The sequence below is a fragment of the Subtercola sp. RTI3 genome (assembly GCF_035018625.1).
Taxonomy (GTDB): Bacteria; Actinomycetota; Actinomycetes; order Actinomycetales; family Microbacteriaceae; genus Subtercola; species Subtercola vilae.
In genome coordinates this window covers 100,602-123,290 of the sequence record NZ_JASJXO010000001.1, presented here as the reverse complement: position 1 = coordinate 123,290, position 22,689 = coordinate 100,602, and the positions used below count along the sequence as shown (strand labels likewise).

22 protein-coding genes and 1 tRNA gene are annotated in these 22,689 nt (G+C 67.0%); 12 read left to right on the top strand and 11 right to left on the bottom strand.

Annotated features, from left to right (window positions below; translation table 11 throughout):
• Positions 1 to 6 precede the first annotated feature (6 nt).
• Genes QN358_RS00675 through QN358_RS00665 form a run of 3 tightly spaced genes read right to left on the bottom strand, consistent with a single transcriptional unit; the run spans position 7 to position 2,740 of the window.
• Positions 7 to 966, bottom strand: a complete 960-nt coding sequence (locus QN358_RS00675) for an FKBP-type peptidyl-prolyl cis-trans isomerase (protein ID WP_136640456.1) — start codon at positions 964 to 966, stop codon at positions 7 to 9.
• 47 nt (positions 967 to 1,013) lie between these two features.
• Entirely contained in the window at positions 1,014 to 2,033 is a 1,020-nt protein-coding gene (locus QN358_RS00670) for a tRNA (adenine-N1)-methyltransferase (protein WP_136640457.1), read from the bottom strand.
• Complete coding sequence (locus QN358_RS00665; protein ID WP_237280204.1) at positions 2,030 to 2,740, bottom strand: HAD family hydrolase; 711 nt, start codon at positions 2,738 to 2,740, stop codon at positions 2,030 to 2,032. The genes QN358_RS00670 and QN358_RS00665 overlap by 4 nt, the downstream gene beginning before the upstream one ends.
• A gap of 113 nt (positions 2,741 to 2,853) precedes the next feature.
• On the opposite strand from QN358_RS00665, the gene QN358_RS00660 reads away from it, so the two are divergent.
• Positions 2,854 to 3,786, top strand: coding sequence for a proteasome assembly chaperone family protein (locus tag QN358_RS00660; RefSeq protein ID WP_237280205.1), 933 nt, complete (start codon positions 2,854 to 2,856; stop codon positions 3,784 to 3,786).
• A 6-nt stretch (positions 3,787 to 3,792) separates the two neighbouring features.
• Here QN358_RS00660 and mshC read toward each other — a convergent pair whose 3' ends face one another.
• From mshC to QN358_RS00645, 3 genes are read right to left on the bottom strand one after another with little or no spacing between them, the layout of a single operon-like run.
• Positions 3,793 to 5,064: a cysteine--1-D-myo-inosityl 2-amino-2-deoxy-alpha-D-glucopyranoside ligase gene (gene mshC / locus QN358_RS00655; RefSeq protein ID WP_136640458.1), complete on the bottom strand. Its 1,272-nt coding sequence runs from the start codon at positions 5,062 to 5,064 to the stop codon at positions 3,793 to 3,795.
• A gap of 60 nt (positions 5,065 to 5,124) precedes the next feature.
• The gene (locus QN358_RS00650; RefSeq protein ID WP_136640459.1) at positions 5,125 to 5,979 is read right to left on the bottom strand and encodes an undecaprenyl-diphosphate phosphatase; all 855 of its coding nucleotides are present in this window, start codon (positions 5,977 to 5,979) and stop codon (positions 5,125 to 5,127) included.
• A 9-nt stretch (positions 5,980 to 5,988) separates the two neighbouring features.
• A complete protein-coding gene (locus tag QN358_RS00645; RefSeq protein WP_136640460.1) occupies positions 5,989 to 7,299 on the bottom strand; it encodes a M20/M25/M40 family metallo-hydrolase in 1,311 nt (436 codons plus the stop codon).
• A gap of 97 nt (positions 7,300 to 7,396) precedes the next feature.
• Between QN358_RS00645 and QN358_RS00640 the strand changes: the two genes are divergently transcribed.
• From QN358_RS00640 to QN358_RS00625, 4 genes are all read left to right on the top strand, one after another.
• Positions 7,397 to 7,481, top strand: a tRNA-Leu gene (locus QN358_RS00640).
• Positions 7,482 to 7,729: 248 nt separating this feature from the next.
• On the top strand, positions 7,730 to 7,933 hold the full coding sequence (locus tag QN358_RS00635; RefSeq protein WP_104243768.1) for a cold-shock protein: 204 nt from the start codon (positions 7,730 to 7,732) through the stop codon (positions 7,931 to 7,933).
• A 97-nt stretch (positions 7,934 to 8,030) separates the two neighbouring features.
• Complete coding sequence (locus tag QN358_RS00630) at positions 8,031 to 8,483, top strand: nitroreductase family deazaflavin-dependent oxidoreductase (protein WP_136640461.1); 453 nt, start codon at positions 8,031 to 8,033, stop codon at positions 8,481 to 8,483.
• Positions 8,480 to 10,063 carry a serine hydrolase domain-containing protein gene (locus tag QN358_RS00625; RefSeq protein ID WP_161580313.1) on the top strand — a complete coding sequence of 528 codons (1,584 nt, stop codon included), beginning with the start codon at positions 8,480 to 8,482 and terminating at the stop codon, positions 10,061 to 10,063. The genes QN358_RS00630 and QN358_RS00625 overlap by 4 nt, the downstream gene beginning before the upstream one ends.
• Before the next feature lie 13 nt (positions 10,064 to 10,076).
• Here the strand turns inward: QN358_RS00625 and QN358_RS00620 are convergent, their stop codons facing one another.
• Both QN358_RS00620 and QN358_RS00615 read right to left on the bottom strand, forming a co-directional pair.
• Entirely contained in the window at positions 10,077 to 11,054 is a 978-nt protein-coding gene (locus tag QN358_RS00620; RefSeq protein WP_136640463.1) for an aldo/keto reductase, read from the bottom strand.
• 25 nt (positions 11,055 to 11,079) lie between these two features.
• Positions 11,080 to 12,900: a DEAD/DEAH box helicase gene (locus QN358_RS00615; RefSeq protein ID WP_323511153.1), complete on the bottom strand. Its 1,821-nt coding sequence runs from the start codon at positions 12,898 to 12,900 to the stop codon at positions 11,080 to 11,082.
• A gap of 261 nt (positions 12,901 to 13,161) precedes the next feature.
• Between QN358_RS00615 and QN358_RS00610 the strand changes: the two genes are divergently transcribed.
• From QN358_RS00610 to QN358_RS00600, 3 genes are all read left to right on the top strand, one after another.
• Entirely contained in the window at positions 13,162 to 13,479 is a 318-nt protein-coding gene (locus QN358_RS00610; protein ID WP_323511151.1) for a hypothetical protein, read from the top strand.
• Positions 13,480 to 13,532: 53 nt separating this feature from the next.
• Positions 13,533 to 14,537 carry a DNA-3-methyladenine glycosylase family protein gene (locus QN358_RS00605; protein ID WP_323511149.1) on the top strand — a complete coding sequence of 335 codons (1,005 nt, stop codon included), beginning with the start codon at positions 13,533 to 13,535 and terminating at the stop codon, positions 14,535 to 14,537.
• 91 nt (positions 14,538 to 14,628) lie between these two features.
• Entirely contained in the window at positions 14,629 to 15,426 is a 798-nt protein-coding gene (locus QN358_RS00600; protein ID WP_323511147.1) for an SGNH/GDSL hydrolase family protein, read from the top strand.
• A 65-nt stretch (positions 15,427 to 15,491) separates the two neighbouring features.
• Here the strand turns inward: QN358_RS00600 and QN358_RS00595 are convergent, their stop codons facing one another.
• Positions 15,492 to 16,304 carry a TrmH family RNA methyltransferase gene (locus QN358_RS00595; RefSeq protein WP_136640468.1) on the bottom strand — a complete coding sequence of 271 codons (813 nt, stop codon included), beginning with the start codon at positions 16,302 to 16,304 and terminating at the stop codon, positions 15,492 to 15,494.
• Positions 16,305 to 16,399: 95 nt separating this feature from the next.
• On the opposite strand from QN358_RS00595, the gene QN358_RS00590 reads away from it, so the two are divergent.
• Both QN358_RS00590 and QN358_RS00585 read left to right on the top strand, forming a co-directional pair.
• On the top strand, positions 16,400 to 17,233 hold the full coding sequence (locus QN358_RS00590; RefSeq protein WP_136640469.1) for a Sir2 family NAD-dependent protein deacetylase: 834 nt from the start codon (positions 16,400 to 16,402) through the stop codon (positions 17,231 to 17,233).
• 21 nt (positions 17,234 to 17,254) lie between these two features.
• Entirely contained in the window at positions 17,255 to 17,878 is a 624-nt protein-coding gene (locus QN358_RS00585) for a histidine phosphatase family protein (RefSeq protein ID WP_136640470.1), read from the top strand.
• Here QN358_RS00585 and QN358_RS00580 read toward each other — a convergent pair.
• A complete protein-coding gene (locus QN358_RS00580; RefSeq protein ID WP_323511314.1) occupies positions 17,805 to 18,905 on the bottom strand; it encodes a glycosyltransferase family 1 protein in 1,101 nt (366 codons plus the stop codon). The genes QN358_RS00585 and QN358_RS00580 overlap by 74 nt on opposite strands.
• Positions 18,906 to 18,955: 50 nt before the next feature.
• Positions 18,956 to 19,891 carry an alpha/beta hydrolase gene (locus QN358_RS00575; RefSeq protein WP_323511312.1) on the bottom strand — a complete coding sequence of 312 codons (936 nt, stop codon included), beginning with the start codon at positions 19,889 to 19,891 and terminating at the stop codon, positions 18,956 to 18,958.
• 138 nt (positions 19,892 to 20,029) lie between these two features.
• Here QN358_RS00575 and treS point away from each other — a divergent pair, with 138 nt between their 5' ends.
• The gene (gene treS, locus QN358_RS00570) at positions 20,030 to 21,748 is read left to right on the top strand and encodes a maltose alpha-D-glucosyltransferase (protein ID WP_323511145.1); all 1,719 of its coding nucleotides are present in this window, start codon (positions 20,030 to 20,032) and stop codon (positions 21,746 to 21,748) included.
• A gap of 114 nt (positions 21,749 to 21,862) precedes the next feature.
• The gene (locus QN358_RS00565) at positions 21,863 to 22,687 is read left to right on the top strand and encodes an exonuclease domain-containing protein (protein WP_323511143.1); all 825 of its coding nucleotides are present in this window, start codon (positions 21,863 to 21,865) and stop codon (positions 22,685 to 22,687) included.
• Positions 22,688 to 22,689 lie beyond the last annotated feature (2 nt).

Below are 22,689 nucleotides of genomic sequence, written 5' to 3'. Positions count from 1 at the left end.
TGCCCGCTACTGAGCGGCTGCGGCAGGCAGGATGCCCAGCACATCGACCACGTACACGAGAGTCGAATTCGCCGGGATGACGGGAGTGGTCGATGCCGTGTCGCCGTAGCCGGCGCTCGGCGGCACGACCGCGATGTACTGCGAACCCACGGTCTGGCCCACGAGTGCCGGCACGATGTTGGTTGCCAGGGGTGCGCTCGATGAGGCAGTGGCGGCGGCCGGAACGCCGTCATCCCACGTGGTCTTGGCGACAGACTTGTCGGCCCACACGACGGCGGTGTACTTGAACACGACATGGTCGCCCTCGGCCACGGTCTGCCCACTGCCCTTCTTGAGAACGGCGACCTGCTGGCTGGTGGGCAGCGAACCCGAGGGAATGGTGATTCCGGGGCGACCGTCGGGGCCGAGGGCCACGCTCGGGAAGCCGGCCTGTGCGGGCTGTACCGCGCCGTCGGCGCGGCTCGGGAAGACCGTGGTGATGTCGAAGACGGCGACGATCGAGTCGGTCGACGGGGTGGCGGAGGTCGTGCTCTGAATGGGCGCCATGGCGACGGCAAGGCGCGAGCCCTGTGTCGCGCAGACCACAGCGGAATCGAGACCGGGAAGGGTGTCGAGCTTGCCCACGACGAACCCGGCCGAGTCGGAGCCGTTGTACGCCGACTTCTGAACGACGGCACCGGTGGCTCCGTCGACGAAGGTGTACTCACCCAGCAGGTAGTCACCCGTCTCGACACGCGGGCCCGTACCCGTGATGAGCGTGGTCGACTGGCTGTCTGCGGTGTGCAGCGGAGTGTTCACGGTGACCGTGGGGGCCGTGCCGAAGGCGCCGGCGGCGGCGATGGTGTTCGACGCGTCACCCGCCGAGAGCTGGGGTGTGCATCCGGAGGCGGAGCTGCCAGACGAGCTGCACCCGGCAAGGGTGGCAAGCAGGCCAGCGGCCACGATGAGCGCGACGGACTTACGCACGGATCCTCATTTCACTTCGGGGTATTCGGCTCACGAGTGGAGCGCGCCTATTCTAACTTGTCTGTTTCGACCGAGTCGGCGGGGTCGGCCGCCTCACGGTCGCGGGCCGCGTTACCACTGGCACTCGCCTCGCGAACGCGCTTGCGGAGGCTCTTCGGGCTGATGCCGCGTTCGCCGAGGGCCCCGGGGGTCCACGCCTCGACGTCGGCGTCGTCATAATCGGATTTCGAGGCACGGCGCTTCAACTCGGGCAGAACCGAGCCGGGGGCGAGCCTGCGGGCGGTGACGAGAAAGCCGGTGTGGCCGATCATCCGGTGATCGGGGCGAACGGCGAGGCCCTCGACGTGCCAGGTGCGAACCATGGTCTCGCTGGGGTCTGGGTTTGTGAAGAGGCCCGTGCTGCGGATGGTCTCAGTCACGCGCGAGAGCTGGGTGACGGTGGCCACGTAGCAGAGCACCACACCGCCCGGCTTGAGGGCGGCGGCGGCCACCTCGATGCACTCCCAGGGAGCCAGCATGTCGAGAATGACGCGGTCGACGGTGGCGGGCTCGTGGGTCTCGGGCAGAGCGTCGGTGAGGTCGCCGACGGTGACGCTCCAGTTGGTGGGGTCGTAACCCATGAACGCGGCGACATTCTCACGGGCGATGTCTGCGAACTCGTCGCGACGTTCGAACGACGACAGCCGGCCGGTGGGGCCGAGCGCGCGCAGCAACCAGAGCGAGAGGGCTCCGGAGCCGACACCGGCCTCGACCACGGTTGCGCCCGGGAACACATCGGCCTGGGCGAGGATCTGCGCGGCGTCTTTCGGGTAGATGATGGCGGCGCCCCGCGGCATCGACATGACGAAGTCGGTGAGCAGAGGGCGAAGGGCGAGATGCTCGACACCGCTCGAGTTCTCGACGACAGACCCATCGGGCAGGCCGATGAGGTCGTCGTGGTTGATCCAGCCGCGGTGGCTGTGGAAGGTGGCTCCTACGGTGAGGGTGATGCTGTTGAGCTTGCCCTTGGGGCCGGTGAGCTGAACGCGGTCACCGGCACGGAAGGCTCCGCTGAGCTGGGCTGTCATGAGTGGGGGCTTTCGGTGAGGGGTGCAGCGGGCATCCGGTCGCCTGCGCGCTGCAGGGAGTGCGCCTCTGCTAGGTCGGCCACCGTGCGACCGACGAGGGTGGGCCAGAGAACGTGGGCGGGGCTGGTGTCGAGTGAGAGGTAGTGCGGTACGCCGATCGTCGTTATGCCGGCAGCGGCCGACGAGGTGACACCGGCGATGGAGTCCTCGATTCCCACGCAGTCGATCGGGTCGACACCGAGGGCGGCCGCGGCCATGAGGTAGGCCTCGGGGTGTGGCTTCGCGTGGGTGACGCTCTCACCGGAGACGACCAGATCGAACGCATCGAACCCGATGAACGAGCGCACGTGCTCGGCCATGCGGCCGATCGACATGGTGACGAGGGCGGTGGGGATGCCCGCCTCACGGATGGCCGACAGCAGCTCCCTGGCTCCCGGGCGCCACGGCACGCTCACGGTGATCTGCTCCATCACGCGGTCGGTCAGCAGCGAGATCACGGCGTCTTCGGAGAGGGTCACGCCCTTCGCCTGCATGGTCTGGGCGGTGCGCCCGAGCCCGGAGCCGACGAGCTGCAGGGCTTCGTCATGGCTCCAGGTGCCGCCGTACGATTCGATGAGGTCGCTCTGCGCGCTCATCCAGTAGGGCTCGGTGTCGACGAGGGTGCCGTCCATGTCCCACAGAACGGCGGCGGGATACAGTTCAGTCACGGCAAGCCAGCCTACAGGGCACTCCCACCCGCGCCGGGAGCCTGACGGCCTATCCTTGAGGGATCCCCGGTGGAACCGTTTCGCCGGGCTCAAAGTCAGAGGTTCTTCACACGGTGGCAGACTCCAAAGAATTCCTGAGCGGTCGACTGATGGTCGTCGCCTTCGAGGGCTGGAACGATGCGGGCGAGGCGGCTACCGGGGCCGTTCGCGTGCTCAAAGAACAGCTCGACGTCTCACTCATCGCCGAGGTCGACTCCGAAGACTTCTTCGACTACCAGTTCAACCGGCCGACCGCGGGTTTCGACGACGACGGCCAACGCATCCTGGTGTGGCCGACGGCCGAGGTGTACGGGCCTGCCGATGCAGACGAGGGTGACGAGAACCTCGCCGCCGATGCAGGCCTCGACGTGTCGAGCGGCAACACCGGCAACGTGTACCTGCTGATCGGCACAGAGCCCTCGCGCAACTGGCGCCGGTTCACCACCGAAGTGATGCAGGTCGCGGTCGACGCGGGTGTCACCGGAATCGTCTTTCTCGGTGCCATGCTCGCTGACGTGCCGCACACCCGGCCCATCAGTGTCTTCTCGACCAGCGAGAACGCTGCCGTTCGCACCGAGCTCGACCTCGAGCGCAGCACATACGAGGGGCCAGTGGGCATCCTCAGTGTGATCGGCGAGGCCGCCGAGACTCTCGGCATCCCGACGGTCACCGTGTGGGCATCGGTTCCGCACTACGTGCACAACGCCCCGTCGCCCAAGGCTACCCTCGCCCTCATCGACCGGCTCGAAGAACTCATCAACGTGACCATCCCGCGCGGCGACCTGGTCGACGAGGCGTCGGCCTGGGAGACGGGCATCGACGCCCTCGCCGGCGAAGACGAAGAGATGGCCGGCTATATCCAGCAGCTCGAGCAGGCGCGCGACACCGTCGATTCGCCAGAGGCGAGCGGCGAGGCCATCGCACAGGAGTTCGAGCGCTACCTCCGCAAGCGCGGCGGCGATGGGCCCGCCGGCGGCACCGCAGAGCCCTGGCGCTCCCGCGACTGAGTTGCGTTACGGCGCGGTGAGCCGGATGCCCAGCAGGGCGTCGATCGCGTCGACCACCAGGTCGGGCACGGCCGTCGCAGTGTCGAACCAGGCATCGAGTTCGGCGAGGGCGCCAGGTGTGTCGAGGTCGTTCGAAAGGCGTTCGCGGAGGCGCTCGACGAGGGCCGCCGCGTCGGAGTCGGCCGTGCTGGCGTCACCCGATCCGTCGAGCCACGCCGTGTAGCGGGCCAGGCGCCCTGAGGCGACTTCGAGGTCGGCGTCGGTGTACTCCCAGTCACTGCGATAGTGGTGAGCCAGCAGTGCGAGGCGAATGGCGCGGGCATCCACCCCCGCCGCCCGCAACTTCGACACGAGCACGAGGTTGCCGAGCGACTTGCTCATCTTCTCGCCCTCGTAGGCCACCATGCCCGAATGGGCGTGGATGCTCGCGAACGGCTGCCCCGTCAACGCCGTCGCGTGCGCGGCACTGAACTCGTGGTGCGGAAAGATGAGGTCGCTGCCACCGCCCTGCACGGCGAACGACGTGCCCACGTGCTGCAGCGCGATCACCGAACACTCGATGTGCCAGCCCGGACGCCCCGCACCCAGCAGCGACGGCCACGACGGCTCGCCCTCGCGGGCGGCTCGCCAGAGCAGCGGGTCGAGGGGGTCGCGTTTGCCGGGGCGCAGGGGGTCTCCCCCGCGCTCGGCGAAGAGGCTGAGCATCGTGTCTCGGTCGTAGCGGCTCTCGAGGCCAAGAAACCAACTCGTTGCCTGGTCGGCCCGGCGGGAATCGAAGTAGAGGTCGCTGTCGCCCGGCGTCTGTGCATCGGGGGTCTCGACCGTGTAGGCGAAACCCTGGGCGAGCAGGGCTGCTGCTGCGTCGGAGACCTCGTCGATGACCTCGGTGACGGCGATGTAGTGCTGCGGTGCGATGACGCGAAGCGCCACCATGTCGCCGCGGAACAGATCGGTCTGCGAGGCGGCGAGTTCACGCCAGTCGACGCCCGTGGCCGCCGCGCGCTCAAGCAGAGGGTCATCGATGTCGGTGACGTTCTGTGCGTAGTTCACGGTGAGACCGGCGTCACGCCAGAGGCGGTTCAGCGTGTCGAAGGCGAGGTACGTCGACGCGTGGCCGAGGTGCGTGGCGTCGTACGGCGTGATGCCGCAGACGTACAGTCCAGCGGTGCCGTCGGTACCGGGAGCGGGTTCGACCGTACCCGTCGCTTGGTTGAAGAGGCGCGGAACGGGGCCGGGGCCCGGTAGCGCTGGAACGTCGGGTGAGCGCCAGGAATGCACTCTCAAACTCTAACGGCCCGGCGGCGGGCGGCCGAACCGCGGGGTGCTCTGCCGAGCTCGCTACGCCGCGATCGTGTTCGTCGCGAGCAGCACCATCAGCACGATACCGAGGGCCACGCGGTAGACGACGAACGGCAGAAAGCTGTGCCGGGAGATGTAGTTCATGAAGAACGCAATGACCACGAGCCCCACCACGAAGGCCACGACGGTGGCCACGGCGGTTTCGGCTCCGTTGAAGATCTCCGGCGTGCATCCGGCCAGCGCGCTGGTGCAGGGGTCTTTCACCGATTTGTAGAGCTGGAAGAGCCCGCTGCCGAACACGGCCGGCATGGCGAGCAGAAACGAGTACCGCGCGGCGGCCTTGCGTTCGTAGCCCATGAACAGCCCGGCGGTGATGGTGCCACCCGAGCGGGAGACGCCCGGAATGAGGGCGAGTGCCTGGGCAAGCCCGTAGACGACGCCGTGCGGGTAGGTGAGGTCTTTCAGGCGACGCTTCTTGGCACCCACGGCGTCGGCGATGCCGAGCAGGATTCCGAAGACGATGAGGGTGACCGCGACGATCCACAGCGAACGCAGCGTCGTTTCGATGGCGTTCTGAAAGATGAGCCCGAGAATGACGATGGGCAGAGACCCGATGATGATGAGCCAGCCCATGCGGGCATCCGGATCACTGCGGGGAATGCGACCGAAGAGGGCTTTCACCCATCGCGACACGATGCGCACCACGTCGCGCCAGAAGAACACCAGAACGGCTGCCTCTGTGCCCAGCTGGATGATCGCGGTGAAGGCCGCGCCCGGGTCGCCGCCGGCTCCGATGAGCTCGCCCACGATCTTCACGTGCGCGCTCGAGGAGATGGGCAGAAATTCTGTCAAGCCTTGAACGAGACCCAGAATGATCGCTTGGAGAAGTTGCATTGCTCTCTTTCAGTACCGCAGCAGAAGGTCGGTCAGAACATCTGTGCCAAACACTAGTGCGTTCAGCGGCACCCTCTCGTCAACCCCGTGGAAGAGCGCCGGAAAGTCGAGATCAGGCGGCAGCTGCAGGGGTGCGAAGCCGTAACCCTTGATTCCGAGCATGCTGAGCGCCTTGTTGTCGGTGCCCGCCGAGAGCAGATAGGGCAGCACTTCTGCGCCAGGATCGAGCTTCTGCAGGCTGGCGATCATCTGGTCGACGAGCGGCCCGGTGAAGTCGGTCTCGAGGCCCACATCTTGGTGCATGACCTCCACGTCGACGTAGGGCCCGGCCAGTTCGCGGATGCGCGCCATCACCTCGACCTCGTCGCCGGGCAGCACGCGCACGTCGACGAGCGCCTCTGCGCGATCGGGAATGACGTTGACCTTGTAGCCGCCGCTCAGCAGCGTGGGATTCGTGGTCGCCCGTAGCGTCGCCGAGATGAAGCGCGACGCTGTTCCGGTGGCGATGGCGAGCTCTTCGGCTGACACCTGCTTCGGATCGTGGCCGAGAATGGCGGCCACGCTGTCGAGCAGCTGGCGGGTGGTCTTCGTGAGTTTGACCGGCCACTCCTGGCTGCCGATGCGGGCGACAGCGCCGGCGAGGCGCGTCACGGCGTTCTCGTCGTTGATCTGCGAACCGTGACCGGCCCTGCCTCGGGCGACGAGCTTGATCCAGATGAGTGCTTTCTCGCCGGTCTGCACCAGGTATGCGCGCTGCCCGCCGAGGTCGATCGAGTACCCACCCACTTCGCTGATGGCCTCTGTCGCGCCCTCGAAGACGTCTGGATGCTCGCGCACCATGAAATGCGACCCGAACACTCCCCCGGCCTCCTCGTCGGCGAAGAACGCCACCACGAGGTCGCGCGCCGGCTGCCGGCCGCTGCCGAGGATCTCCCCGAGAGCGGTGAGGATCATGGCATCCATGTTCTTCATGTCGACGGCGCCTCGACCCCAGACCATCCCGTCGCGGATCTCGCCACCGAACGGGTCGACCGACCAGTCGTCGGCCATGGCGGGAACCACGTCGAGGTGGCCGTGCACGACGAGGGCCGGTGCGTCACGGTTGGAGCCTTCGACCCGCGCCAGCACACTCGTGCGGCCGGGAGCCGCGTCGTACAGGGTCGGGCTGAGGCCGAGGGCCCGCAGTTCTGCCTCAACGTATTCGGCCGCGATGGTCTCGCCGTTCGACTTGCCATCGCCGTAATTGCTGGTGTCGAAGCGAATCAGGTCACGGGTGATGTGGGCGGTGCGGTCTAGCGGAGTTTCGCTCGTCGACGTCATGCCTTCACGCTACCGGCAGCGCGAGCGTGGCATGTGCGTTTGGTGGCTTCGGTTCCGTGCTATCGTCTTACCTTGTTGTGCAGAGATGCTCACACCTGTCCGGGTGGCGGAAATGGTAGACGCGCTAGCTTGAGGTGCTAGTGCCTGTTATGGGCGTAGGGGTTCAAGTCCCCTTTCGGACACACTGGTTGAGACAGTGAAAAGAACAAAAGCAGAAAAAAAGAACGGGATCTGGCAGAGAATGCCGGGTCCCGTTCTTCTTTTGCCCATTGCTGGGGTACAGTGTTATCTGAAGTTGCTGTGCCTCGCAGTTCTGAACGCTCGCGGCCAAGCCCCGTTGCCCATTGCGCTTGAATGATGGATGACAGGCACCGCGCTATCAGGTCCCGGCAGTCGGGGCTAAATAGAACGCTCCTGGAGGAGTTTTAAAATGGCAATTGGTACCGTTAAATGGTTTAACGCTGAAAAAGGCTTCGGCTTCATCGCTCCCGAAGATGGCAGCCCCGACGTGTTCGCGCACTACTCGGCTATCGCTTCGAACGGCTACAAGTCGCTCGACGAGAACCAGCGCGTGGAGTTCGACGTGACTCAGGGCCCGAAGGGCCCGCAGGCGGAGAACATCCGTTCGCTTTAATCCTTCTTGAAGCTCGGTTGGGCTTCATGGATTAGATATTTTGAGTGAAGAACCCCTCGGCGGCAACGCCGGGGGGTTCTTTGTTTAAGCTGGAGTCATGACAGACGAAGCCGGCACCAGCCCAGAGAACCCCCTCGACAACGACGCCGAGTGGGTGAGAGAACAGATCGTCGAATATCTCGCGACCGACGGCGAGAAGCCGGTCTTCGCGAACGGCGCTCCCCTGCTGCTGCTCACCACCAAGGGCCGTAAATCGGGCGTGTGGCGCCGCACGGCACTCATCCATGGCGAAGACGACGGCCGCCAGATTATCGTCGCCTCGCTCGGTGGGGCTCCGAAGCATCCGGTGTGGTACCTCAATCTCGTCGAGAACCCCGAGGTGTACCTGCAGGTCAAGGCTGAACGTTTTCACGGTGTCGCCCGCACGGCGACCGCCGACGAGAAGCCGGCGCTGTGGCAGAAGATGGTCGAGATCTATCCCGACTACGCCGAGTACCAGGTGAAGACCGACCGCGACATTCCCGTGGTGATCATCGACCGCGTGTCGTGAGCGAGCTGCCCCGTTCCGTTCAGAGTCGGCTCGCCACGTGGTTCGACGACGGCAGCGTGGTCGCCCCTTCGGTGAACTACGCGGTCTTCGACCGCTCGGGAGTGCTGTTCGCTCACGGGCGGGGCGAGTTCCAGCTAGACGGGCATAGGCGTGCGCCCGGTGCCGACACGGTGTACCGCATCGCGTCGATGTCGAAGAGCTTTCTGGCCGCGGCGATACTGGTACTCGAAGAACAGGGGCTGCTGAGCCTCAGTGACAGGGTGGGCATCCATCTGCCCGAATTCGCCGACCCCGTCGACCGGTTCGGCGCGCCGCTGCCCGTGACCCTCGAGATGCTGCTCAGCAACGCATCGGGCCTGCCCGAAGACAACGGCTGGGCCGACGACGAGCTCGCCCTCAGCCGCGATGACTTCGTCGCCATCGTGGCCGAAGGGCTTCGCTTCGCGGGAGTACCGGGTGACGGGTACCAGTATTCGAACATCGGGTTCTGGATGCTCGGGGTGGTCGTCGAGAACGTCACCGGCCAGCCGTTCGCCGAGTTCGCCCGGGATGCCCTGCTGACCCCGCTCGGACTGAACGACACCCACTACGACGCCGATGCCTATCCCTCAGGCGAGAACGCCCCCTTTCTCGCCCACGGCTACTCGACGTTCGACGAGGGCGTCACCTGGAACGAGCGCCCCGTGGTCGGCACGGGCATCGGTGGCTGCGCGGCGAGCATGTTCAGCACCGTCGGCGACATCGCGCGCTGGAGCGCGTGGCTCTCGAGCGCGTTCGACACGCCGGGCGCTCTCACGAATCGTGACAACATTCTCTCGCGGGCGTCGCGTCGGCGCATGCAGCGCGCTCATACCGCCACCCCGGCCCCGGTCGACCGCCCGCACGGCGAGCACATCGAGGGCGCGGGGTACGGGCTGGGGCTGAACATCGAGCACGATCGGCGTTTCGGCGTGATTGCGCAGCACTCGGGCGGGCTTCCCGGATGGTCGTCGAACATGCGCTGGCACACAGAATCCGGCCTCGGGGTCGTCGTCTTCGCCAACGCGAACGGTGCGAAGCCGTCGGCTGCGGCTGCCGCGATGCTGCGCTTCGTTCTGGAGTCTCTCGACGTTCCCGCGCAGCAGATCACCCTTTGGCCCGAAACCCTGCACGCCGCCGCGGCCATCGACGCCGCCCTTCGGGGCTCGGGCCGCATGGCCGATGCCGCAACAGGGCCCGGGGTGATCTTCAGCCGAAACCTGCTGAGCGATGTGCCGTCTGAGGTGCGCGACGCGCGGCTTGCGGCGAGCATCGCCGAGATCGGTGGTCTGGCGGGCGACGCCGAGACGCAGGGGCTCGAGCAACGGATGCTGTGGAGCGTGTCGCCCGCCCACCTCGCGTGGAGCATCCGGGGCCGAAGCGGCAGTCTCGAGTGCCGCGTCGAGCTGACGCCCACTGCTCCCCCGATGGTGCAGCGCCTCGAGGTGGTGGTGGCAGTTGCAACGCCGTCAGCCGCGGCGTCACGTGACGAGAACCCGTCGGTGCAGAAGCACTACGTGCCGCTCTCCCCTGAGCGTGAGACGGCCGAGCGCCTCCTGTAGTGGCGCCGCCGGCTCAGAAGCCGGTGGGCTCGTGCGGGGTGTAGGGCGCCTCGAGAGCGGCGAGTTCGTCGGCGCTGAGGGTGAGGTCGACCGAGGCCACGGCGTCGTCGAGGTGCTGCTGCTTGGTGGCACCGACGATGGGCGAGGTCACGGCGGGCTGCTGCCGCACCCAGGCCAAGGCCACCTGGGCCCGGGAGATGCCGCGGTTCAGGGCGACGGTACCGACGGCATCCGCGATCTGGTGGTCGACGTCTTCGGTGCCGGCGTAGACGCGTGCGCTCACGTTGTCGGTGTCGTCGCGCGTGCTCGACTCGCCCCAGGGGCGGGTGAGGCGGCCGCGGGCCAGGGGGCTCCACGGCAGAACGCCCACGCCCTGGTCGAGGCAGAACGGGTGCATCTCGCGTTCTTCTTCGCGCTGGATGAGGTTGTAGTGGTCTTGCATCGACACGAAACGCGTGAAGCCGCCGAGGTCGGCGGTGTACTGGGCCTTCGCGAACTGCCAGGCGAACATCGACGAGGCACCGATGTAGCGCGCCTTGCCGGCCTTCACGATGTCGTGCAGCGCCTCCATGGTCTCCTCGATCGGCACCGTGTCGTCCCACCGGTGGATCTGGTAGAGGTCGACATAGTCGGTGCCGAGGCGCTTCAGGCTCGCGTCGATCTGGTTCATGATGTGCACGCGTGAGAGCCCGCCGCCATTCGGCCCGGGGCGCATCGTGCCGTGCACCTTGGTGGCGATGACGACGTCTTCGCGCGAGGCGAAGTCGGCCAGCGCGCGGCCCACGAACTCTTCACTGGTGCCGTCAGAATAGACGTTCGCCGTGTCGAACGTGGTGATACCCATTTCGAGGGCCTTCCGGATGAACGGGCGGCTGGTCTCCTCATCGAGGGTCCAGTCGTGGTTGCCCCGCTCCGCGGTGCCGTAGCTCATGCAGCCGAGCGTGATGGCCGAGACCTCGAGACCGCTTGAGCCGAGTTTCAGGTACTTCATTGTGTGACCTTTCGTGAGTCGTGCATCAGTGGCTGCCCATCCATTTGCGTACCAGGGCGATGCGGGCCTGCAGCTGGGTGACAGAGGCCTGTGCGACGGCAGGCCCCCCGCAGACACGGCGGAGTTCGGCGTGGATGAGCCCGTGGGGTTCACCCGCTGTCTTCGACCAGATGCCCACCACGGTGTTCAAGAGGGAGCGCTGCTCCTTGAGGGTTCGGTAAAGCGGAGCGGCCGGTGCGGCATCCGGAGTCTCGACGACGGGCGCCTGGTAGCCCGGCTCGGTCTTGCGTTTGGCCTGGCGGGCTTGCCGGTGCTGCAGCAGTTCCCGCACCTGGTCGGGTTCGAGCAGGCCGGGAATACCGATGAAGTCGAGCTCCTCGTCGCTGCCGCCGATGGCCTCTTCGCCGAACTCGTCGCCCTCGAACATGACCCGGTCGAAGGTGGCGTGGGAGGAGAGCGGTTCGAAGCTGAACTCCTGCTGTAGCGCTTCGGAGGCCTTCTCCTGGCGGTTCGCCGCGTCCATCATGTCTTCTTCTGGCGCGAACATATCGATCTCGGGGTCGCCGGTCTCACGGCGGTCGAGGGCATGGTCTCGTTCGAGTTCCATCGCGCTGGCCAGCGCCATCAGCGACGGCACGTTCGGCAGGAAGATGGAGGCGAGTTCGCCGCGGCGACGGGCGCGCACGAAGCGGCCGATGGCCTGGGCGAAGTAGAGCGGGGTGGCGGCAGAGGTGGCGTAGACGCCCACCGAGAGTCGCGGAATGTCGACGCCTTCAGACACCATGCGCACGGCGACCATCCAGCGCCTGGTCGAGTTCGAGAACTCTTCGATGCGGTCGCTGGCCTCCTTCTCGTCAGAGAGCACAACGGTGACGGGCTGGCCTGACAGAGTCTCGAGCAGCTCGGCGTACGCCCGCGCGGTGTAGTGGTCGGTCGCGATGACGAGGCCACCCGCATCCGGAACCGACTGCCGCACTTCGGTGAGACGTCGGTCGGCGGCCTTCAGAACGGAAGGAATCCACTCGCCCTTGGGGTCGAGCGCCGTGCGCCAGGCCTGCGACGTGATGTCTTTGGTGTTGCCCTCGCCGAGGCGGGCTTCCATCTCTTCACCCGCACCGTCGCGCCAGCGCATGTGCCCGGCGTAGACCATGAAGAGCACCGGGCGCACGACGCCGTCGGCCAGCGCGCGGCCGTAGCCGTAGTTGTAATCGGTCTGCGAGGTGCGGATGCCATGCTCGTCGGGCAGGTAGCTCACGAAGGGAATGGGCGCGGTGTCAGAGCGAAACGGCGTGCCTGTGAGCGACAAGCGCCTCGTGGCGGGCGCGAAAGCCTCGCGAATGGCGTCGCCCCAGCTGAGCGCGTCGCCGCCGTGGTGCACCTCGTCGAGGATGACCAGCGTGCGGCCGCTCAGCGTGAGGTCGCGGTGCACCTCGGCGCGCGTGGCGACCTGGGCATAGGTCACGACGGCGCCGTGATAGTGCCGACCGTGGGTGCCGTGCGCGTTCTTGAACATGGGGTCGAGCCGGATGCCCGCCCGATGCGCCGCGTCAGCCCACTGTTTCTTCAGGTGCTCGGTGGGCGCGACAACTGTCACGCGGTCGATGGTCTTGCGGGCGAGAAGTTCGGCCGCAAGACGGAGTGCAAACGTGGTCTTGCCGGCGCCCGGCGTTGCGGCGGCGAGAAAGTCGCGCGGCTCGTGTTCGAAGTAGGCGGTGAGGGCCTCCGACTGCCAGGCACGCAGTTTTCCGGCGGTACCCCACGCTGCGCGCTCGGGAAACGACGGAGAGAGGTGCTCGGCCGCAGAGGTTCCGACAGGGTGTCCGGAGGAGAGAGGCAGAGTAGTCACTGACCAAGACTTTACCCGCTCGCCGCGAGACGCGCCCAAGCCGCGCGCGCTGGCGTGTGATCAGCCGGGTCTTCGAGCTACCGGGGCGTCACCGAGGGCCACAGCCAGGTCTCACCGCCGTCGTCGAGGGCCGTTTTTCTGGACAACATGACGACAGAACGTGCGCCAGAGACGTCGCTCGCGCCTGGCTGTCGCGGAACGCGGGCCGATCGGTTAGCGTCGGGTCACGGGCTAGGAAGCGTGATCACCTAGGGTTCAGGTGTGGTTACGCGACGGGGTCCTCGAGTGGTCGTACCGGATGTCGTCGGCCTGGCGTTCGAGGATGCCCGGCTGGTCGCGTTCAGCGCGAGCGTGGCGTTGGCGCAGCCTGACGCCGATGGCCCGCCGGTGTCTGCTTTGGCGTGGAAGAAGAACCTGACGGTTGTGGGCCAAGAGCCTGCCGCGGGAGCCAGCGTGTTCGAGTGGGATTCTGTGGTCGTCTGGTTCGATGACCCCGAGCCGTCGACGTCTGATAACGACGATGGGCAGCCGAGCAGCAGTCGTGGGCCCGTTAGCTGCACACCAGCGCGCCCATGGTGAAGACGAAGTCCAGGGTACCCACCCGTGTCGTCTGCGCCGACCAGAATGGGTGCATGAGCGATACAGCGGCGTGGAGCCGCGTCGACCTGACGCTGCCGGCGCGCCAGCCGTTCGACGGCGCCGGCGTGATGCGGTTTCTGGCGGTGCACGCCGTGAAAGGGGTCGAAACCCACTCGGCGGGCACGTACCGGCGCACCCTGAGGCTCCCCCAGGGCCGCGCAGTCGTGGCCGTTCGGCTGGCAGCGCCCTCGCCGAGCGCCGAGCCAGCCGGGCCCGTGAGTCCCGCCGGCATCGAGTGCACGCTCTGGCTCGAGCACGGTGCCGATGCGGCAGAAGCCGAGGTGCGTCTCGCCGGGCTGTTCGACGTGCAGGCCGACGCTCAGGCCATCGATGGGGTGCTCGGTCGGGTGGCAGAACTTCGAGGCTCCCTTGCGGCTGCCCCGGGCATACGAGTGCCCGGCTCGGTGGATGCCCATGAAACTCTCTTTCGCACCCTCATTGGTCAGCAGGTCTCGGTCACAGCGGCGCGAACCGTGCAGGGTCGCCTCGCCGCGGCGCTCGGCGACGAGCTCACCCTCGGTGGTACGCCCAGCGTCGGTGACGAACCCAGCGTCGATGCGGGGCAGCTCGCGCCAGGGGTGTGGCGGTTCTTCCCCACGGCCGAACAGTTCGCGGCGGGCGGGGCGGCTGAACTGCGGGGGCCGCCGCGTCGGGTGCAGACGATTCTCGAGGTGGCGGAGGCGTTGGCCGAGGGGCGGCTTGTCATTGACGCAAGCCCAACAGACGTGACGCTCACGCAGACCGAACTGACCGAGCGGCTCGTGGCGATGCCCGGCATCGGGCCGTGGACGGCCGGGTACGTTGCGATGCGGGTGCTCGGCGCGCCGGATGTACTGCTCGACGGCGACCTCGCGCTCCGCGCGGGCGCGGCCGAGCTCGGGCTCCCGGGCGAACGTCGAGAACTCGTGCGGTTCGCCGAGAGAGTCGCCCCGTGGCGCAGCTATTTCGGCATGCACCTCTGGCGGGACGCCGTCGCGCGCCTCGCTGCAGGCACCTGAGTGCGGCCACGGGTGCCACGGACGCAGGGGGCTGACCCCCGCGCGACCGTGACTAGGCTGAAAGGGAAGCGATTTCGAAGGAGCGTCAGCCATGACCGAATCTCACCCGTGGCGTCGATATGTCGCCCTCGGTGACTCGTTCACCGAGGGAATCGGCGACCCTGAGCCCGCGAGCCCCGGCGGCCATCGCGGCTGGGCCGACCGTGTCGCCGAGGTGCTGAGTGCCCAGGCCGACGGCGACTTCGCATACGCCAACTTCGCCATTCGGGGGCGGCTCATTCGCCAGATCCTCGACGAGCAGGTCGAGCCGGCGCTCGCCCTGAAGCCCGACCTCATCACGATCTCGGCCGGCGGCAACGACGTCATCCGCCCCGGCACCGACCCCGATGTCATCGCCGCCCAGTTCGACGCCGGCATCGCCGAGCTGAAACGCGACGGCGCGACCATCGTCATGTTCACCGGAACCGACGTGGGCTTCTCCCCCGTGTTCCGCGGCATCCGCGGCAAAGTGGCCATCTACAACGAGAACATCCGCGCCATCGCCGCCCGTTACGACTGCATCGTGGCCGATCAGTGGGGGCTCTCTGCGATTCAGGATGCCCGCATGTGGGCCCCCGACCGCCTGCACCTGAACGCGCTGGGCCACCACGAGGTCGCGCGGCTCGTGCTCGCCGCACTGAATGTGCCGAACGACCTGCAGCCGAACAAGCCCGAACCGCTTCCGGCCTCCAGCTGGCGCCAGGCCCGGAGCGAAGACCTCGTCTGGGCGCGCCAGTTCTTCGTGCCGTGGGTTCTGCGCCGTGTTCGCCACCAGTCATCGGGCGACGGCGTGTCGCCGAAGCGGCCCGACGCCATCCCGATCGGCGCGCACTCCCCCGACCTCACCTGACGGCGCCCGCGTCGCGGTGAACTCGACCGGGCCCGCTTCCCGCATCTGCAGTCGAATGCGCCAGCTCAGACCCGCAGCGACCAGAGCGCCACGGCGGTCGCCGACGCCACGTTCAGCGAGTCGACCCCATGCAGCATCGGGATCGTCACCACCGTGTCGGCGACCTCGAGCGCTGCCCTGCTCAGCCCGTCGCCCTCGGTGCCCATGACCAGCGCGATGCGCTCGGGCGGGTCGGCCGCGAACGCGTCGAGCGTCACCGCGTCGTCGCTGAGCGCCAGCGCCGCGATCGTGAACCCCAGCCCGTGCAGAAGCGGCGCGGCTTCGCTCCATTCGGGCAGCCTGCTCCACGGCACCTGCAGCACGGTTCCCATCGAGACCCGAACGCTGCGCCGGTACAGCGGGTCGGCGCACCTCGGCGTGATGAGCACCGCGTCGGCCCCGAGCCCCGCCACCGAACGAAAGATGGCGCCGACGTTGGTGTGGTCGACGATGTCTTCGAGAATCACGACCCGCCGGGCATCCCGAACCAGCGATTCGACCGAGGGCAGCTCTGGCCGGTGCATCGAGGCCAGAGCTCCGCGGTGCAGGTTGAAGCCCGTGAGGCTCTCGAGCAGCTCAGAGCTACCGACGAAAATGGGCACGTCTGGCGCGACCAGGCTCTGGATGCCCGCCACCCACTTCGCCTCGCAGAGTACCGATCGCGGCTGATGCCCCGCCCCGAGCGCCCGCTCGATGACTTTCGCCGACTCGGCGATGTAGAGCCCACCCTCGGGTTCGCTGACCCGCCGCAGGGCGACATCGGTGAGACCTCGGTAGTCGGCGAGCAGAGGGCTGGCCAGAAGCGAATCGGCGAGATCGGTGAGGGGTATGACGGGCACAAAACACCACTCTGCCAGTGCGACGAAACAAAACGGAAAACTGGGCCTTCTAGACTCAAGGTCAGAAGTGTCGATTGTGACTGAGGAGGTGTGCCGTGTCTGACAGCGTTCTCTCCCTGACGGCGATCGACGAGGTGGCCGATATTCTTCGCGGCAAAAGCACGGTTGTGCTCACCGGTGCCGGCGTCAGCACAGACTCGGGTATCCCCGACTACCGCGGCGAAGGTGCGCCCAAACGCAACCCGATGACGTTCGACCAGTTCAGTTCGAGTGCCGACTACCGAAAGCGCTACTGGGCCGGCAGCCACCTCGGTTACAAGCTCTTTGCCGCGGCATCGCCGAACAGCGGCCATGTGACACTGGCCGAGCTCGAGGCCGCCGGGGTCATCAACGGGGTCATCACGCAGAACGTCGACGGCCTGCACGTGCGCGCCGGTTCGAATCGCGTGGTCGACCTGCACGGCTCGATGGACAGGGTGCGGTGCCTGCGCTGCGGCCAGATGTTCGCCCGCGACGCCCTTGCCGAGCAGATCGACAAAGCGAATCCGTGGATCACAGAGCCTGACGCCGTGACAGTGAACCCCGACGGAGACGCCGAGGTTCTGAACTGGGCGGAGTTCGTGGTTCCCGAGTGCTCAGTGTGCGGCGGCGTGTTGAAGCCCGATGTGGTGTTCTTCGGTGAGTTCATTCCGAAAGAGCGCTTCAGCGAGGCGAGCGACCTGGTTCGGGCATCCGGTGCCCTGATCATTGCGGGGTCGTCGTTGGTGGTCAACTCGGGAATTCGTCTGCTCGAGCAGGCTCGGCGTCGACGCTTGCCGGTGATCATCATCAATCGGGGCATCACCAAGGGCGATTCGCGCGCAACTGTTAAGCTCGACACAGGAACATCGGAGACGCTCGCGGCCCTCGCCGCACGGCTCATCGTCTGACGTGAAGGGCCCGAACCGACCATGACGTACCTCGCGCTCGTTCGGCACGGCCAGACCGACTGGAACCTTCAGAAACGCATCCAGGGCAGCACCGACATTCCGTTGAACGCCACGGGCCGCGCGCAGGCCCTCGACACCGCGAGTTTTCTTGCCGGCGGCGACTGGGATGCTGTACTCACGAGCCCGCTCGGCCGGGCCCGTGAGACGGCCCAGATCATTGCCACGTCACTCAGCCTGCCGTCACCCCAGCCCGTCGCCGGCCTCGTCGAGCGGCGTTACGGCGAGGCAGAGGGGCTCGACTTCGAAGAACTGCACGAACGGTTTCCCGGCCAGTCGCACGTTCCCGGCCGCGAGACCCACCGCCAGGTGCGGGAGCGGGTTCACGTGGCGCTCATCGAGGCGGCAGAGGCCCGCCCGGGCCAGCAGCTCATCGTCGTCTGCCACGGCGGCGTCATCAGCTCCCTCGTGCGCTACGCCACCGACGGCGGTCGCCCACGCGAAGACGAACGCATTCCGAACGGTTCGGTGCACTACTTCAGTTACATCGATGGCGTGCTGAGGCTCGACGAGTTCAACGGCGAGCCGGTGAACCAGCTAGCCCTTCGAGCAGCGCCAGAAGAGCCGTCGCTGACGCCGCCCAGCTGAACTTCTTCGCCTGCCGCCGGGAGGCGAGCGAGCGCGAGAGCCACTCCTGCGGGTCTTCGAGGCGCCTGACGGCCGCGGCCAGCGCAGCCGGGTTCTTCGCTTCGAAGTAGAGCCCGGCGTCGGCCCCGATCTCGCGGAACACCGCGATGTCGCTCACCACGACGGGGGTGCCGCGCCCCATCGACTCCACGAGCGGAATGCCGAAGCCCTCTTCGAGGGAGGCCGTGACGAGGGCGGTGGCGTGGTCGAGGGCGGCGAGGTACTCGGCGTCGGAGGCGCCGTCGTGAAAGATGAGCCGGGCATCCGGAGCCAGCGCCTGAAGGCGAGCCCGGTCGTCATCACGCACGGAGCTCATGAGGTGCAGCTCGTAGCCCTCGAGCAGAGGCAGGGCCCGCACGAGGGTCTCGACGTTCTTGTAGGGCATGAACGAGCCCATGTAGACAAGCGATTTGGCGCTCGAGCGCGCGACCGGGCCACCGCTCGCGCCGGTGGGCAGGCTCTCGGCGTCGAGAACGTCGGCGGCGTTGCTCACGACGACGACGGGTTTCGAGGTGAGGTGGTGCTCGGCGACGAGCGCTTCGGTGGTGTGCGACACGGTGACAACGGCGTCGGCCCGGTTCAGCAGCAGCCGCTGGGGCCACCAGGCGAGGTGGTAGAGGCGCCAGAGGGCGCGCAGCGGCCAGGCGAACTCGCGCGGCGGCGTGGGGTTCGAGTAGTAGATGAGGTCGTGCACGGTGAGGGCGAGCGGGTATTTGCGGCCGAAGGTTCCCATGGTCTGCATCGGGGTGAAGACCACGTCGGGCTTCAGCCGGTTGACCTGGCGCGCCACGAACAGCTCGAGCGGGCTCGTCGGCGAGCTCGCGAGCTGCCAGGGCAGGTCGGGCAGCAGTTCGAGCTGTCGCTCGTCGCTGATCAACATGGTGACGGGGTGCAACTCAGCGAGAGCGGTGACGAGGCCGGCGGTGTACCGGCTGATGCCGTCGTGTCGGCCGACGCGGGTGTAGCGGCAGTCGAAGACGATCTTCAGGGGGGCGCCGTGGGTGCCTGAGCCTCTGGGGGTCGAATCTGAAGCGGCGGTCACCGGAGTGCCTCCTGCTTCTTCAGAAACGCTTCGATGGCGGCGGCGGCCTCGGCCGGCCGCTCGTAGTGCACAAGGTGACCCACGCCCGGAAGCACCACGAGTTCGGCATTCGGCAGCAGCGTCACGAGGCGCTCCTGGGCGGCCACGGGCGTGATGTCGTCGCGGTCGGCGGCCACGAGCAGGGTGGGCAGGGTGATCTTCTTCGCGTACTCGGACACGTCGTTGCTCACCGAGGCCTCGAACGCCTCGAGCACCACATCGCGGTTCGAGAATGCGCCGAAGAACTGGTCGTGCTGGCTGTGGATCCAGCGGCGAAGCCCCTTGTCTCTCGTCTTCGCCATGGTCTCGCTCATGATGCGGGTCACCGCACCGAGGCGCAGCCACGCGAAACCGGGTTTCGTCGGCAGCCACGCGCCCATCTTGTAGTAGAACACCGCCAGCCGGGTCAGGATGCCCCGGGGGCCCGACAGCGCAGGCGCGGCTATCGGGTTCACGAGTACGACCGCGTCGGCCGAGAGCCCCTTCGCCACCGCCGCCGACACGATGATCGAACCGAACGAATGGCCGAGGATCACGAGATGGCCGGCGGGCTTCTGTACCGGGGGCTCTGCCTCCCCCGCACTCTCGGTGAGCGTCGTCACCAGCTCGGTCAGCCACGCTGAGTAGCCGTCGATGTCATGCGCCACCCCGAGCGGCGTCGAGACGCCGAAGCCCGGCAGATCGGGCAGTACCACGCGGTAGCCGGGCAGCTGGGCCACGATGGGCTCGAGCCCGTGGTGGTCACCCCGAAAACCGTGCACCATGACGATGGTGGTGTGGGCGTCGGCGGGGCCGTAGATCCAGAGCGCGGTGGTGCCGCCGGCGACCTCGATGCTCCGCTGGGTGAGCGGAATCAGAGCGAGCTGGGCGGCGTAGGGCGAGGGGGGAAGCATCGCGGTCAAGTTTAGGTCGAACATCCGGAAGCCTGCTGGTACTGACCCGTCGTGTTTCACAACTGAACTCACGGGTGGCTGCACTAGCGTAGAAAGCGGGTCTCGTCGGCCCTCATCCCGCCACCAGGAAGGCCTCCCGTGAGCTTTACTGCACCCATCCAGCTGCCCGGTCTCACCCTCGATCCCCAGTGGTTTCGCCGCTCGGTGTTCTATGAGGTGATGATCAGGTCGTTCGTCGATTCGAACGGCGATGGGTCGGGCGACATCGCTGGGCTGGTGTCGAAACTCGACTATCTGCAATGGCTCGGAATCGACGGGCTGTGGCTGCCGCCGTTCTTCGACTCACCCCTTCGCGACGGCGGCTACGACATCTCCGACTACCGGGCGATTCTGCCCGAGTTCGGCTCGATCGACGAGTTTCGCGACCTCGTCACGAAGGCCCACGAGCGCAACATGCGCATCGTCATCGACCTGCCCCTGAACCACACGTCAGATGCTCACGACTGGTTCCAGCAGTCCCGGGCAGACCCCGATGGGCCCTACGGCGACTTCTACGTGTGGAGCGACACCGACAAGAAGTACGAAGACATCCGCATCATCTTTGTCGACACCGAAGAGTCGAACTGGTCGTTCGACCCCGTTCGCCGCCAGTTCTTCTGGCACCGCTTCTTCTCGCACCAGCCCGACCTCAACTACGAGAACCCGGCCGTGCACGAGGCCATGTTCGAGATCGTGCGATTCTGGCTCGACCTCGGGGTCGACGGTTTCAGGCTGGATGCCATCCCGTACCTCTACGAGAGCGAGGAGGGCAACGGAGAAGGCGAGCCGAAGACGCACGAGTTCGTGGCGAAGCTCCGCAAGATGGTCGATCGCGAATACCCCGGCCGCATCATGATCGCAGAAGCAAACCAGTGGCCGCGGGAGGTCGCCGCGTTCTTCGGCAGCGAAGACGAGCCCGAGTGCCACATGGCGTTCGACTTCCCGGTGATGCCCCGCATCTTCTACTCGCTTCGTTCGCAGACAGCCGGTGAGCTCATCCGGGTGCTCTCCGAAGTCACCGAGATTCCCGAGGGTGCCGGCTGGGGCGTGTTCCTTCGCAACCACGACGAGCTGACGCTCGAGATGGTGTCGGAGGAGTACCGACAGGCCATGTACGGCTGGTACGCCTACGACCCGCGCATGCGCGCCAACATCGGTATTCGCCGTCGCCTCGCTCCCCTGCTCGACAACTCGCGGGCCGAGCTCGAACTCGCCCACGCGCTGCTCTTCTCGCTCTCCGGCTCTCCCTTCCTGTACTACGGCGACGAGATCGGCATGGGCGACAACATCTGGTTGCCCGACCGCGACTCCTCCCGCACGCCCATGCAGTGGACCCCCGACCGCAACGCCGGATTCTCCACCGCCGACCCCGGCAAGCTCTTTCTGCCTGTGGTGCAGTCGCTGGTCTACAACTACGCCCTGGTCAACGTCGAGTCGCAGTTGGCGCAGTCGCGCTCGATGCTGCACTGGGTGCGCAATGTGATCCATGTGCGAAAGGCGCACCCGGCCTTCGGGCTCGGCTCGCTCGCGGTGGTGCCCACCAACCACGAGTCGGTGCTGTCGTTCGTGCGGTCGTATGCCGGGTCATCCACCCAGTGGGGCGACGCGCCCGAGCGCATTCTCTGCGTCTTCAGTTTTGCCCACAACCCCGTTTCGGTCACCCTCTCGTTGCCCGAGTTCGCCGGCCGCCGCCTCAACGACCTGTTCGGTGGGGCAGAATTCCCCACCATCGGCGACGACGGCAGCGTGACGCTGACGCTCGGTACGCAGAGCTTCTACTGGCTGCACATCGGGCAGGCGGGGGCAGACGTCTACTAGGGTCTGCGGGGCTCGTGCGGGTCTCATGCGGCCCCTGTGCGCGCGGGCTCCGAGCCGGCGTCAGAGGTTCGCCGTAGAGTTTGCTGTGTGGATACTTCTGTACGGCAAACCCCGGTGACACTGTTCGATCTCGAGCCGCAGGAGGTGCTGCCGCACGGCAGGCACGTGCTCACCGATCGGCCAGAGGCGCCGTCGGTTCCGCTGCACGGCGATGCCGATCCTGTCGTTTCTCTGACGTCCGCCGCTCCGGCCGGGCCCGTGTGGGCGCATCGGCTCGCGGTGTTCGACCTCGAGACCACCGGCATCGACGTCGAGACCAGCCGGGTCGTCACCGCCAACGTGAGCATCATCGACCACACGGGCACGAGTGAGTCGCGCTTCGACTGGCTCGCCAACCCGGGGGTACCCATTCCCGCCGGTGCCTCGGCCGTTCACGGTGTCAGCACCGAGCGTGCCGTCGCCGAGGGCCGGGTTGCAGCAGACGTCATCGCCGAGATTGTGGATGCCCTCACCGACGCCCTCGACCAGGGCCTCTCCATCGTGATCTACAACGCGCCCTACGACCTCACCCTGCTCGACCGCGAGGCCCGTCGCTACGGCATCACCCCCCTACGGGAGCCCATCCCCGTTGTCGACCCGCTGGTCATCGACAAGGCACTCGACCGCTACCGCAAAGGAAAGCGCACCCTCGAGGCCGCAGCCCTGCACTACGAGGTCGAACTGCTCGACGCGCACGATGCCGGCGCCGACGCCATCGCCGCCGGTCGTGTCGCCCAGGCACTAGCGCTGCGTTACACGGCCGAACTCGACGTCTCCCAGCACGACCTGCACCACTCGCAGGCAGGGTGGTTCGCCGACCAGGCCACCAGTTTTCAGGAGTACATGCGCCGCACCAAAGACCCCACCTTCACCGCGCGTACTCTCTGGCCCCTCGGCTGACG

Bases quoted from the DNA above. Each gene is read 5' to 3' on its own strand.
- QN358_RS00670 (WP_136640457.1), bottom strand. From the start codon at position 2,033: ATGACAGCCCAGCTCAGCGGAGCCTTCCGTGCCGGTGACCGCGTTCAG.
- QN358_RS00650 (WP_136640459.1), bottom strand. From the start codon at position 5,979: ATGCAACTTCTCCAAGCGATCATTCTGGGTCTCGTTCAAGGCTTGACA.
- QN358_RS00645 (WP_136640460.1), bottom strand. From the start codon at position 7,299: ATGACGTCGACGAGCGAAACTCCGCTAGACCGCACCGCCCACATCACC.
- QN358_RS00635 (WP_104243768.1), top strand. From the start codon at position 7,730: ATGGCAATTGGTACCGTTAAATGGTTTAACGCTGAAAAAGGCTTCGGC.
- QN358_RS00630 (WP_136640461.1), top strand. From the start codon at position 8,031: ATGACAGACGAAGCCGGCACCAGCCCAGAGAACCCCCTCGACAACGAC.
- QN358_RS00620 (WP_136640463.1), bottom strand. From the start codon at position 11,054: ATGAAGTACCTGAAACTCGGCTCAAGCGGTCTCGAGGTCTCGGCCATC.
- QN358_RS00605 (WP_323511149.1), top strand. From the start codon at position 13,533: ATGAGCGATACAGCGGCGTGGAGCCGCGTCGACCTGACGCTGCCGGCG.
- QN358_RS00600 (WP_323511147.1), top strand. From the start codon at position 14,629: ATGACCGAATCTCACCCGTGGCGTCGATATGTCGCCCTCGGTGACTCG.
- QN358_RS00585 (WP_136640470.1), top strand. From the start codon at position 17,255: ATGACGTACCTCGCGCTCGTTCGGCACGGCCAGACCGACTGGAACCTT.
- QN358_RS00575 (WP_323511312.1), bottom strand. From the start codon at position 19,891: ATGCTTCCCCCCTCGCCCTACGCCGCCCAGCTCGCTCTGATTCCGCTC.